Source organism: Dyadobacter endophyticus (assembly GCF_014641595.1).
GTDB classification, from domain to species: Bacteria; Bacteroidota; Bacteroidia; order Cytophagales; family Spirosomataceae; genus Dyadobacter; species Dyadobacter endophyticus.
Map to the genome: position 1 here is coordinate 1,108,813 of NZ_BMIA01000003.1, position 13,401 is coordinate 1,122,213.

Here is a 13,401-nt window from a genome sequence, read left to right on the forward strand (position 1 = left end):
TGCCTCCCATAGTGCTAGCGGATCTCCTGACAAAGCTCTATCAACACCCCATTCGCGCTTTTGGGATGAACGAAACAGACCAGCTTATTATCAGCTCCACGTTTGGGAGTTTCATTCAGTAATGTAAAACCTGCATTACGCAGCCGCTCCATTTCCGCGACAATGTCTTCCACCTCGAATGCGATGTGGTGAATGCCTTCGCCTTTCTTTTCAATAAACCGGGCGATGGCGCTATCCGGTCCTGTCGCTTCGAGCAACTCTATTTTTGTTTGGTTTATCTTAAAAAATGAAGTGGTAACCTGCTCCGATTCAACGGCCTCGCGTTTGTAAGGAATTGTATTAAGCAATGCCGAATACAGCTTCTCTGCCGCTGAAAGGTCACTGACCGCAATGCCAATATGCTCTACATTCTTCATAAGCGGATACGCATTATTCAACTAGTAAACTCTAAACTTTCCACCGAGCGACTGCCACTCATGAACGGCAAGCCCTATTTCCGGTTATCATCCCCAGCCATAATGCTCAGGTAGCTCTCAAAACGGCTCATTGCGATCCTCCCTTCCGAGACGGCGTCCTTCACGGCGCAACCGGGTTCGTTGATGTGCTGGCAGTTGTTGAAGCGACATTGATTCAGCAAATCGCGCATTTCAGGAAAATAGTGACTGATTTCCTCCTTTTCCATATCGGCCAGGCCAAGTTCCTTGATCCCCGGCGAATCGATGATGAATGTGTCTTTTTCGAGCTCGAACATTTCCGCAAACGTGGTGGTATGCACGCCCTTGTTTGCAAATGTGGAAACTTCCTGCGTCTTAATGTCCAGGCCGGGTGCGATTGCATTCACAAGCGTCGATTTACCGACCCCCGAATGCCCGGAAAGCAGCGAGACTTTTCCTTTCAGGAGTGAATTGAATTCCCCGAGGCCGGATTCTTCCAACGCGGTTGTTGTCAGGCAACGGTAACCCAGACTTGTGTACAATTCCATGAGCTCCGTCTGGAAATCCTTCATATCGTCGTTCAGTAGGTCCTGCTTATTGAAAACGAGCACACCCGGAATCCGGAATGATTCGATAGCTACCAGGAAACGATCGATAAAACCCAGCGAAGTACGCGGAAATACCAGGGTGCAGATCAGTATCGCCTGGTCCACATTGGCGGCGATGAGGTGCGCGTGGGCCGTTTTGTGGACAGAACGGCGTATCACATAATTCTCGCGTGGAACGATCTCGTGGATAATACCGAAGTTTTCCCCTTCATTCTCCACTTCGAAATTCACATAATCCCCTACCGCGATCGGGTTGGTCACTTTCAAACCCAATGCTTTGAATTTGCCTTTCAAACGACACTGCCAGATGTGTCCGTCCCTGCTATCCCTGACCTCGTACCACGAACCGGTGGAACGAAGCACCAAACCCCTTATTAAACTCATTTGTCTTTGTTTTGGAACCAGCGAATTTAAAAGGACTTTACCAGAAGTCCCTAAAAATTACCCGTGAAGTCAAAACCTGTATCAAAACAAGTAGTTTTCGCAGATCCCTGATTTTTATTCTGCATTACGTATAATTAGCTACTTCAAGCCTGAAAATCCCGTTTGTGACCACTGCATTAATTATAAAACGTTTGGCCTATCGCCCGATTCGCTAAGGATTTTACAACAAATAATAATATTTTTTAAAATCAGACCCGTTTTTTCTGATTATTTCATACATTAGTATCACTTAATCGTAAAGAAAATTAAAAACGTCATCCTATAATTATTTTCACTTCGCATAATGGACTTAGTGGCAGAAGAACCGAGTTCGGTCATTGATATTCGTAAAAATCGCATTAGAAGCAGTCTGTTGCTGCATCTATATCAATCGGGCGACACATCCATTAATAAAATGGCCAAGTTGTTCCATGCGAGTATCCCGTCTGCAACCGGCATTGTGAATGACCTGATGCGAGAGGGCTGGATTACGGAAACAGGCACTGGTCCTGCAAGAGCCGGCCGCCCACCCGTACTATATGGCCTGAATGCAAAGAAATACCTTACGCTGATCATGGACATTAACCGCCATGACACGCAGCTCTGTATATTCGACCTTCATAACCAACTGATCCTCAAAAGGAAAGTCGACATTCGCCTCGACGATTCGGCAAATTTCCTGGAAGAACTGTTTGAGTCGACCGACGATTTCCTGAAATCCAACAATATCACCCGCAGCAAATTGTGGGGCATAGGCGTTTCGATGCCCGGCCTCATCAATTCTTCGCAGGGGATCAACTTAACCTACCTCAACCTGACGCCTCCGGGCGTGCCGCTGGTAACGCACCTCAAAGCGCATTTCGACCTTCCCGTGTGCCTTTTCAACGATACTAAGGCCACCACCATCGGCGAGCACCGCTTTGGCTATGCCGTGGATAAGTCGCAGGTCCTGACGATCAATATCGACTGGGGAGTTGGACTCGGAATAATCATTAATGGCGAGGTTTTCAATGGAGCTTCGGGCTTCGCCGGTGAGCTGGGGCATATCCAGGTGAAACCGGACGGGATGCTGTGCCATTGCGGAAAAGTAGGCTGCCTCGACACAATTACCTCAGCTATTGCATTGATCCGCCAGGCGAAAGAAGGCATCAGCAGCGGCCGCGCAACGATCCTGAAACAGATCGTGAACGACAATCTCGAATTACTGGAAACCTCCCACATTATTGAAGCCGTTCACGCAGGCGACGAGTTTTCGATCGATCTGCTGAGTACTGTCGGAACTGAATTAGGGAAAGGACTGGCTACCGCCGTTCATTTGTTCAATCCCGAGGTAATTATCGTGGGCGGTTTGCTGGCCGAGGCCGGACCGTTCATTTCCAACCCGATCGAGCAGGCTATCAACAAATATTGCTTGTCGGATTTCAAAAACCCGCTCTCGATCCACATTTCCAAGCTGGGCGCCAAAGCGCGCTTGCTCGGAACGCAGGCTTACCTGTTCGACAACCTGATCGCAAAGGAATTTTCCTGAAAATACCTATACTGATGGCGCTTCTAATGGGCGTCATCAGCCTATTGCTTCCTTCACTTTCTGCATAATCAGGTCGGTAGCACCCGTTCCCGACAATACGTATTCAGCACTTATGTGGCCTGCTTCTGCGGCCTCGGAAGCGTTCCCGACCCAGTTTTGCATGATCTTTAAGAGCTGATCGGTATCGGCCACAGCGAATGCACCGCCCCTTTCCATCAGATCCACCGCTTCCTGGAACCTGTGATAGCCTTTGTTACCAAAAACAATCGGCAAGCCGAATGTCGCCGCTTCGAGGATATTGTGCAGTCCGGCGCCGAATGAGCCGCCGATATAAGCCATATTACCATACCGGTAAAGCGAGGAGAGCATTCCGATATTATTGATAATGAGGTAGTCGTACCCTTCCGCGCTCTGTCCAGCCGCCACTTCTGAATATAAAATGGAACGACCGTTCAGTTTAGCTCGCCAGCCGGCTATTTCATCGGCCTTGATCTCATGCGGCGCGATGATCGCCTTTAGTTTGCCTGTCAGTCCGTTCAGCGAGGGAATGAGTACCTGCATATCCGCATCCCACACCGAGCCCGCGATCAGACACGGACTTTCACCCTTGAAACGCTCGATTTCGGGAAGCTCACGCGCATTGTACGCAATCGCGCGCACACGGTCGAAACGGGTATCGCCCGCGATGCTGCAAGCGGAAACTCCTGCGTGGTTCAAAAGCGAAACCGACGCCTGGTTCTGGACAAACAAATGATCGAAATAGCCGAGCATTTTTCTAAAAAAACCGCCATAAGGTTTAAAAAAAACCTGGCCGGGCCGGAAGATGGAAGAAAACGAAAGAACATAACTCCCGTTTCTTCGCAATTCGCGCAGGTAATTAAACCAGAATTCATATTTGATAAAAAACGCAATATGCGGGTTTACAATTTCCACAAACTCGCGTGCATTGGATGGCGTATCGATCGGCAGGTAACAAATAAAATCCGCTCCATTGTAATTCTTCCGGATCTCATAACCCGAAGGCGAGAAAAAGGTAAGCAATATGAAATGATTGGGATAGGCATTCCGGTACGCCTCCATCACGGGCCTCCCCTGCTCGAATTCACCCAATGACGCCGCATGGAACCAAGCCACCGGCCTACCCGCAGCCTGTGCCTGAAATGAAGCACGCAGGCGGCCGAGAAGGCCCTTCCGCCCCTCTTCGCCTAACTTTAATTTGTGATTGAAAGGAGCAACGAATCTGATTAAAAAAGCGAAAACCTGAATGGCGATCTGATAAATGATTTTCACCAAAGCACTCTGATTAAAAGGATGTTAAAAAAGAAGCATACCACCGCCTATTTTGCGGATCAGAGACCTCTGGTTGGCTTTTTTGCATCTTTTTTCGTTTAAAGAACATAAATGTACAAAAAACCGTTAAAGTGATGTCGGTATACAGCAGCATACGCTATTATTTTGTACTTTCACTGTTCATACGACACATACATAGTCACGGAGAACTATACCAATAATATGATGCGTGTAAAACTTTTACTTTCAGTAACGATTCTGTTTGCACTATCGACAGAAATATACGCTCAGCGCAGGTCTGTGAAGAATGAGGACGCCGAGGAGACCTATAAGACATTTACCTCTGTGGGTGTCACCACTAATACCAACTCCGGGATTCTCGGCGGTGCGGTATTCCGTCAGTCAGCGGCTTTGGGTTCAAAAATGTTCGGAAAGAACGCCTATCGCTACCTGGCACTCGAGCTGGTGAACGTAAAACACCCGAAAGAACTATCCACACAAGATTTTGTAACAGGCGCACGGCTGGTTTATGGTAAACAAAACTACCTGTTCGTGCTTCGTCCTGAATATGGCCGCGAAATAGCGCTGTTCAGCAGGCAGGACGACGAAGGCATTTCAATCAGCGGGATCGTTGCAGCTGGGCCTTCGCTCGGTTTCGAAAAGCCTTATATGGTGCAGTACCAGAATGCTGGTCGCGTTACTACCGAGCCTTTCGATCCGGACAAGTCGGGTGACATTATCGGGGCTGGCAGCTTTTTTCAGGGTTTCGGAAAATCGAAAGTTGTGCCGGGGCTGCATATTAAAACAGCAATGAGCTTCGAGCTGAGCGCCTTCCGGGATAATGTGACAGGCGTCGAGATCGGGTTCATCGCGGAGGCTTTTTCAAGAAAAATTACGATTATGGCGGATGCGCAGAACAAGGCCTTTTTTACATCCGGATACCTGACCCTTTATTTTGGAAGTAAGAAAAGATAATTACCATTACAGATTGATATGATTGAATTGCCAGTAATACCGTCGGAACGCAGAAAACGCCCCGATTGGCTCCGGGTTAAACTCCCCGCAGGCCCCGAATTCAGGAAAGTAAGACAGCTGGTCGATAACTATAAACTCCACACCATTTGCGAAAGCGGAAACTGCCCTAATATGGGAGAATGCTGGGGCGCCGGAACGGCCACCTTCATGATCCTCGGGAATGTGTGTACCAGAAGTTGTAGTTTTTGCGCGGTGGCAACCGGCCGCCCCAACGAATACGACACCGACGAACCACGGCGCGTAGCGGAAGCGATCAAGCTGATGCAGGTGAAACACGCGGTGATCACATCCGTTAACCGCGACGAGCTGAAAGACAAAGGCGCGGAGATCTGGTATCAAACCGTTCGTCAGGTAAAAGAAAATACCCCTGAAACGACCATCGAAACACTGATTCCCGATGTAAAAAGCAACTGGGACGCGCTGATCCACATGATCGAAGCGGGGCAGGAAGTGGTTTCCCACAATATGGAAACTGTGGAACGTTTATACCGCGCGGTACGCCCGCAGGCAAAATATACCCGCAGCCTCGAACAAATCAAACGCACGAAGGAATTCGGGCAGCGCACCAAATCGGGCATTATGCTGGGCCTTGGTGAAACACAGGATGAGGTTTACAAAGCAATGGACGATCTGGCTGAAAACGGCCTCGATATTCTTACATTGGGACAATATCTTCAACCCACAAAAATGCATCACGAGGTGATTGAATGGATCACGCCTGAGATGTTTGATAACTACCGGGAAGAAGGGCTGAAACGTGGATTGAAATATGTAGAGTCCGGACCACTCGTTCGTTCCAGCTACCATGCGGAGCGGCATGTGAATGTGCCGATCTGATCAAGCAGAACATAACTATCACATAGCAAAGCCGGCGCAGTTTGACTACGCCGGCTTTATTATAATACCCAAAAATTACGCATTGTCACCGTTTGCTAAGTAGCCGATGACCGCAGCACCCAAATAAACAGGCATTTATTGCAAGCGCCGGCCAGCGAGCTGATAGAACCAGTTAAAATCCTGAGCTTCAACATTTACAGGATCGGACGGGAAAGGGATTGAATTTTGATAAAATTGAGGAAATTATTCCTAAACAGTACGATTCACAAAGTCAATATCTAAATGATTACTTATTTTTGCCAACAACTACGAAAATAGAAGAGCTTCTTATCAGGTAGTTCTATCACACATTTAAACTTTTCTTTAACTTTTATTTCGTTTCCAATGCCATACTTATTCACCTCGGAGTCCGTATCTGAAGGACATCCTGACAAGGTAGCCGATCAAATATCAGATGCACTGATTGACAATTTTCTAGCATGGGATCCCACCAGTAAGGTAGCCTGCGAAACACTGGTGACGACCGGGCAGGTAGTTTTGGCCGGCGAGGTAAAGACCAACACCTATCTGGACGTTCAGAAGATCACCCGCGAAGTGATCAGAAGGATTGGTTACACGAAGAGTGAATACATGTTTGAAGCCAATTCCTGCGGTATCCTCTCGGCAATCCATGACCAGAGTGCGGATATTAACCAGGGGGTGGACCGCGCAGCAGCAGCCGAAGATTTCGAATCGAAAGCGAATGCACAAGGAGCCGGTGACCAGGGTATGATGTTCGGGTATGCTACCCGCGAGACAGCGAATTATATGCCGCTTGCACTCGACCTGGCGCACAAAATTCTGCAGGAAATGTCGGACATCCGCAATAACGAGCCATCATTGATCCCTTACCTGCGCCCTGACGCGAAATCACAGGTAACGATCGAATATAGCGACAACAACGTACCGCAACGCATCGATACTATTGTGGTTTCGACACAGCACGACGACTTCGATAGCGAAGAAGCAATGCTTGCGAAAATCAAAAGCGATATCGTCAATATCGTAATCCCACGCGTGAAAGCGAAACTGACGCCGGAGCTGCAAAAACTGTTCACAGGCGACATTACCCACCATATCAACCCAACCGGAAAATTTGTGATCGGTGGTCCTCACGGCGATACCGGTCTTACAGGCCGTAAAATCATCGTGGATACTTACGGCGGCAAAGGTGCACACGGTGGTGGTGCGTTCTCCGGAAAAGATCCTTCCAAAGTAGACCGTTCTGCGGCATATGCAACCCGCCATATTGCCAAAAACCTGGTTGCGGCAGGTCTGTGCGACGAAGTACTCGTTCAGGTTTCATACGCGATCGGTGTGGCCGAGCCTTGCGGTTTGTACATCAACACCTACGGAACTGCGAAAGTAGCTGAAAACGACGGGGCTATCGCGGAGAAAGTAAGCGAGATCTTCGACCTGCGCCCGTACGCGATCGAACAGCGCCTGAAACTGCGCAACCCTATCTATTCCGAAACAGCGGCATATGGCCACATGGGACGCAAGAATGAAATCGTTAAAAAATCGTTCAAAGGTGCCAACGGCGAAGAGAAAGAGGTCGAAGTTGAACTCTTTACCTGGGAGAAACTTGATTTCGTAGACAAAGTCAAAGCGAAATTCGCTCTTTAAGCCTTCGCTTATACCAATAATAAAGAGGTCGGCACAGATGTCGGCCTCTTTTGTTTTTAGGTACATTCTCAAAATAATGTTTTAAATATCAACTTTCGACATCATTTTTGAGGTTAGTATTGAATTTAAATCAAGCATTTGCCAATATTTGCAGCCAAACTCCGTTTTCACGGAACCACCCCATTAATCTAAACTGCGTTTTCCGCTTGCCCTCAATGCAATATCAAAAAGTCAAATTCACGAATCCAGAGAAAAGTACGTTTTTCCCCACCCTCAGACAACGGGTCGATCAGTATTTCTCAACCAATGAAATTTGCAAGTCGGGCGGGTCCGGCATTATTTACAAAGCATTGTTTATGCTGAGCTTGTATCTGGTGCCATACATACTGATCCTTTCCAATCAGTTCGGCATGTTGGCCATGGCGGGTTTTGCTTTTGTGATGGGCCTTGGAGTGGCGGGAGTGGGCATGTCGGTCATGCACGATGCCATTCACGGCTCGCTGGCGACATCCAATGTATTGAACAAGATCTTTGGCGCATCCATCTATCTGCTTGGCGGAAATGCCTATAACTGGGAAGTTCAGCACAACAGGCTGCATCACACCTACACCAATATTCATGAAGTAGACGAGGATATCACCGGCAAGTTCCTGCTCAGGTTGTCCTACCACGAAAAGCAGAAATTCATTCACCGCTTTCAGCACATCTACGCATTCTTCCTGTACAGCCTGATGACGCTGTCGTTCCTGTGGAAGGATTTCAAGGAAATTTCGCTATTCAATAAAATGGCTGAATCGGGAATGACAAAGCCCTTTCCAAGAAAGGAACTGGTAAAATTGATATCGACCAAACTGGCCTATGTCGTATTTATATGTGTTATCCCGCTTAGCCTGACGTCCGTTACTTTCTCTCAATGGCTGATCGGCTTTCTGATCATGCACGGTACGGCCGGAATGATCCTTAGCACAGTATTTCAAATGGCGCACGTAGTAGAAGGTGCGGAGCAACCCGAACCCGACCACGCCGGTTGCATTGAAAACGCCTGGGCCGTTCACCAACTGCAAACCACCTCTAATTTTGCCGGAAAAAACCGCATACTCTCGTGGTTTATCGGCGGCCTCGACTATCAGATAGAACACCACCTGTTCCCTTCCATTTCCCACATCCACTACCACGCATTATCTCCCATTGTAAGAGCTACTGCACTGGAATTCGGATTGGTTTACAATGCAAAAGCCAATTTCGGCAACGCATTAAGCTCGCATGTGAGGATGCTAAAAAATATGGGAACGCGGTAATCCGCATTCCCATCTATACTGAATTCTCCCCATCCACTCAAAAATGCGCCGGTTCTTCGAGCTCGCTATCCCGCGCCACCCGCTCGATCATTTTCATTTTCTCGAAATTTCTGGGCCGTGAGAAGAATGTGTAAATGGCTGGAATGACATACAGCGTGAGCACAAGCGAGAACAGAAGGCCTCCCATGATCACAATCCCCATGGACATCCGGCTGCGGCCTGCGGAGCCTAGCGCCATCGCGATGGGTAATGCACCAAGCACTGTCGCCAGGCTCGTCATAAGGATAGGCCTGAAACGCATTGTTGCTGCTTCCAGGGCTGCTTCCTGAATGCTTCGTCCCTGTTCGCGCAGCTGGTTGGCGAACTCGACGATGAGGATTCCGTTCTTTGTTACCAGTCCGATGAGCATAATCATCCCGATCTGGCTGAAAATATTGAGCGTCTGATCGAAGAACCAGAGCGAGAATACCGCCCCACCGATCGCCAGCGGCACGGTGAACATGATAATGAACGGATCGACAAAACTTTCGAACTGGGCCGCCAGGATGAAGTAAATCAGCACCAATGCAAGGAAGAACGAGAACATCGTATTCGACGAACTCTCGGCATAATCCCGGGAAGAGCCGCTTAATGCGGTCTGGATCGTTTCGTCGTTCAACTTGTCGCGGATGCGATCCATGGCTGCGATACCATCGCCGATAGTCTTACCCGGAGCGAGTGCTGCCTGCACGGTGGCGCTCATGTAGCGGTTGAAGTGGAAAAGCTGCGGCGGGCTGCTCTCCTCTTCGGCTTTGACGATATTATCCAACTGAACCAGATTTCCCGTATTGGTTTTGACAAACATACTTTTCAAATCCAGCGGTTCGTCGCGGTTGGCGCGGTCGTATTGGCCTATTACCTGGTATTGCCGGCCATTCATGGTGAAATAACCAAAACGCTGCCCGGCAAAAGCGAGTTGCATCGTCTGCGCCACATCCTGCACCGAAACGCCGAGCGATTTTGCCTTTTCGCGGTCTATAATAACCTGAATCTCAGGCTTGCTGAATTTCAGGTTAACATCCGTAATCGCGAAAGTCGGGTCTTCGGAAACCTCTTCCATGAATTTGGGAAGGTATTCACGCAATTTCTCAAAATCCGGCGCCTGGATAACGTATTGAATGGGCAGGCCTCCCCGCGAATCCACGGAGATCGTCTGTTGTTGTACCACAAACGACTTAGCGTCGGGCATCGATTTGAGTTTCTTGTTGATATAATCGGCAATTTCCTGCTGCGACTCTTTTCTCAACTTCTTATCTACCAATGCAATGCGGCCACTACCGGTATTTGCTGCACCAAGGCCGGAGTTTCCAGGCGAGGTGATCATCATCAGACCTTTGCGGCCCGGCATGGAATCCATGAGCATATCGCTCACACTCTGTACATAACGATCGGTAAATTCGAATGAAGAGCCTTCCGGCGCCGTCATATTGATACGGAACCAGTTGCGGTCGTCGAGCGGCGCAAGTTCCGATTGCAAGTCTTTCCCAAAAAACCAGATCATCCCCAGCGTAATGCCCACGAGCGGAATAGCCACCCAGCGCATTTTCAGGAATTTCCCGAGCGCATTGCCGTAGTCATTGGTAATTTTCTCAAAAAAAGGCTCCGTCTTTTCGTAAAACCAGCTTTTTTTGTGGGTCTTGCGCACCAGATACGCATTCAGCATAGGTGTCAGCGTCAGCGAAACGAAAGCGGAGATCAATACAGCGGCGGAAATAACGATACCGAACTCACGGAACAGTTTTCCTACAAAACCCTCCATAAAAATTACCGGCAAAAACACGGAAGCCAGCGTAATGGATGTGGATAGAACCGCAAATATGATCTCGTTGGAGCCTTTAATGGCCGCCTCGATCGGACTCATACCCTGCTCGATTTTCTTGAAAATATTCTCGGTGACCACAATACCGTCATCCACAACGAGACCCGTCGCGAGCACGATTGCAAGCAGCGTGAGTACGTTCACCGAAAATCCCATGACGTACATAATGAAGAATGTACCAATGAGCGAAACGGGAATATCAATTAGCGGGCGGAAAGCAATGAGCCAGTCGCGGAAGAAAAGGTAAATGATGATTACCACGAGAATAATGGCGATCAGCAATGTCTCTCCTACCTCTTCGATCGATCGTTCAACAAAAATCGTGTTGTCAATCAGCGTATCCAGCTTGTAATCTTTCGGAAGCTCCTTTTTGATGGCCTCCATCCGCTTATTCACCTCTTTGGCGATATTGAGGTAATTAGCTCCCGGCATCGGCGAAATCGCCAGACCAATCATAGGGACATTGTCAAGGCGCAATATCGTTTCTTCGTTTTCAGGACCTAGCGTCGCCGAACCAATATCTTTCAGGTGGATAGTCTGCGTTGCCGTATTTTTGACGATCATTTCGTTGAAATCATCTTCGGTACGGAATCGGCCAATCGTTTTCACCGTCAGCTCCGTATTATCCCCCGCGAGCTTCCCGCTGGGCAGTTCCACATTCTCCTTGTCGAGCGCGGATTTCACATCCTGGGTTGTAATGCCGAGCGACGCCATTTTGACCGGATCCATCCAGATCCGCATGGCATATTTCTTCTGTCCGAAAATGCGGATTTCGCTCACGCCCTCTATCGTTTGCAGGCGTTGAGCGATCACGTTTTCGGCATAGTCGCTTACTTCGAGGTGCGAGCGGGTGTTGCTCGTGAAAGTGAGTACGATAATGGGCTCAGAGTTGGCATCGGCCTTGGCTACCACCGGCGGACCGTCGATATCGAGCGGCAATGTCCGTGAGGCGGAACCTACTTTGTCACGCACGTCGTTCGCGGCGCGTTCCATATCCACGCCGATGTCGAACTCGACGGTGATCTGGCTCGTACCCTGGCTACTGGTGGAGCTGATGGATTTGATACCTTCGATACTGTTCAGCTGCTTTTCGAGCGGTTCGGTGATCTGCGACTCGATAATGTCGGCATTCGCGCCCGTGTAGCTCGTGCGTATGGAAACCACCGGCGGGTCGATCGACGGGAACTCCCGCATTCCCAGGAATTTATAACCCAAAAACCCGAACAGGATGATCAGCAGGTTCATCACAATCGCGAGAACCGGCCTTTTGATGGAGAGGGTCGAGATACTCATAGGTTGACCTTCACGGCGGTGTTAGGTTTGATAGCGATGATCCCCGACGTAATGAGGGAGTCGCCGGGCTGTAACCCGTCTATGATCTGGATCTTTTTATCAGTGCGCAAGCCGGTGGTCACCATAGCTTCCTGTGCCTTACCGTCTTTCACGACAAATACTTTCTTCCCTTTCAAAACCGGCACAATGGCCTCCGTCGGGATCATCATCGCCGTACGGTTCGCATCGAGATCGGCCAGTACTTTCACGAACATTCCCGGTATAAACCTGCCTTCGGGGTTATTTGCCAGCGCGCGTACACGCAGCGTGCGAAGGTTCTCGTCCACTTTCGGGTCGATGGCCAGTATTTTGGCACTGTATGTCGACGGGTCGCCGTCGAGGTTGAATTTGACAGTGCTCCCCACGCGGATGCTCGGGCTGTATTTCTCGGGAACCGTAAAATCTATTTTAATAGGATTACTCTGAACAATGGTAACGATGGGCGTACCCGGGGCCATAAATGCGCCTTCGCTGATGAACTTCAACCCGATCCGTCCGCTGAATGGTGCGCGGATCTCCGTTTTTTCAAGCTGCGCCTCGATCACCTCTTTTTCCGCATCCAACACACGGATATTGTTGGAAGTCACATCATATTCTTCCAGGTTGATTGCTTCCACATTGAGCAGCTTTTTCTGCCTTGCTTCTATTTTTTTGCTCAAATCCTGGTTGTAAGCTACTTTTTGCAGCTGCGCCCGGAGTTCGCGGTCGTTGATCTTCGCGATGAGTTGTCCTTTGGTTACGTACGAACCTTCCCTAATGTCGAGCTTCACAAGTCTGCCTGATATTTCCGACATTAGATTGACTTCCTCGTTGGGCAGCACCGTACCTGAGGCGAAAATCTGGTTTTCAATGGACTCTTTACCTACAATAAATACATTCACCGGCACGGCACCGGATTTCGCATTCTTTGCATCCCCGCCCTTTTTCGCATCGGCACCTTTCCCCTCACCGGGTTTTGAGAAAATGAAGAGTTTTCCCAAAACCAGTGCGACGATGATCCCCGCCACCAACATGATCGTACGCATGATTACCTAAAAATAAAATTCGTTCAAGAAGAGTAGTAATTAGTTATATTTTGTAAAAGTAGTATTTA

10 protein-coding genes are annotated in these 13,401 nt (G+C 48.9%); 5 read left to right on the forward strand and 5 right to left on the reverse strand.

Translation table 11 applies throughout. The features are described 5' to 3' along the window. Nucleotides 1-14: 14 nt before the first annotated feature. Nucleotides 15-416: a methylmalonyl-CoA epimerase gene (mce, locus tag IEY24_RS24390; protein WP_188937062.1), complete on the reverse strand. Its 402-nt coding sequence runs from the start codon at nt 414-416 to the stop codon at nt 15-17. A gap of 74 nt (nt 417-490) precedes the next feature. Beyond that, the gene (gene rsgA, locus IEY24_RS24395) at nt 491-1,426 is read right to left on the reverse strand and encodes a ribosome small subunit-dependent GTPase A (protein WP_188937065.1); all 936 of its coding nucleotides are present in this window, start codon (nt 1,424-1,426) and stop codon (nt 491-493) included. A 343-nt stretch (nt 1,427-1,769) separates the two neighbouring features. Between rsgA and IEY24_RS24400 the strand changes: the two genes are divergently transcribed. Next, entirely contained in the window at nt 1,770-2,993 is a 1,224-nt protein-coding gene (locus tag IEY24_RS24400) for an ROK family transcriptional regulator (RefSeq protein WP_188937068.1), read from the forward strand. 36 nt (nt 2,994-3,029) lie between these two features. Here the strand turns inward: IEY24_RS24400 and IEY24_RS24405 are convergent, their stop codons facing one another. After that, the gene (locus IEY24_RS24405; protein WP_188937071.1) at nt 3,030-4,286 is read right to left on the reverse strand and encodes a 3-deoxy-D-manno-octulosonic acid transferase; all 1,257 of its coding nucleotides are present in this window, start codon (nt 4,284-4,286) and stop codon (nt 3,030-3,032) included. 219 nt (nt 4,287-4,505) lie between these two features. Here IEY24_RS24405 and IEY24_RS24410 point away from each other — a divergent pair, with 219 nt between their 5' ends. The 4 genes from IEY24_RS24410 (at nt 4,506) to IEY24_RS24425 (ending at nt 9,118) form a co-directional block, all read left to right on the forward strand. Further along, nucleotides 4,506-5,258 carry a hypothetical protein gene (locus tag IEY24_RS24410; RefSeq protein WP_188937074.1) on the forward strand — a complete coding sequence of 251 codons (753 nt, stop codon included), beginning with the start codon at nt 4,506-4,508 and terminating at the stop codon, nt 5,256-5,258. A gap of 18 nt (nt 5,259-5,276) precedes the next feature. Beyond that, nucleotides 5,277-6,155: a lipoyl synthase gene (lipA, locus tag IEY24_RS24415; RefSeq protein ID WP_090156965.1), complete on the forward strand. Its 879-nt coding sequence runs from the start codon at nt 5,277-5,279 to the stop codon at nt 6,153-6,155. Nucleotides 6,156-6,539: 384 nt separating this feature from the next. Continuing rightward, a complete protein-coding gene (gene metK / locus IEY24_RS24420; RefSeq protein WP_188937076.1) occupies nt 6,540-7,820 on the forward strand; it encodes a methionine adenosyltransferase in 1,281 nt (426 codons plus the stop codon). Between the two features lie 215 nt (nt 7,821-8,035). Then, nucleotides 8,036-9,118, forward strand: a complete 1,083-nt coding sequence (locus IEY24_RS24425) for a fatty acid desaturase family protein (protein ID WP_188937078.1) — start codon at nt 8,036-8,038, stop codon at nt 9,116-9,118. Nucleotides 9,119-9,155: 37 nt separating this feature from the next. Here the strand turns inward: IEY24_RS24425 and IEY24_RS24430 are convergent, their stop codons facing one another. Then, on the reverse strand, nt 9,156-12,269 hold the full coding sequence (locus IEY24_RS24430; RefSeq protein ID WP_188937080.1) for an efflux RND transporter permease subunit: 3,114 nt from the start codon (nt 12,267-12,269) through the stop codon (nt 9,156-9,158). Then, nucleotides 12,266-13,333 (reverse strand): efflux RND transporter periplasmic adaptor subunit, encoded by a 1,068-nt coding sequence (locus tag IEY24_RS24435; RefSeq protein WP_188937082.1) that lies wholly within the window; start codon nt 13,331-13,333, stop codon nt 12,266-12,268. Before IEY24_RS24435 ends, IEY24_RS24430 begins: the two co-directional genes overlap by 4 nt. Between the last annotated feature and the right edge of the window lie 68 nt (nt 13,334-13,401).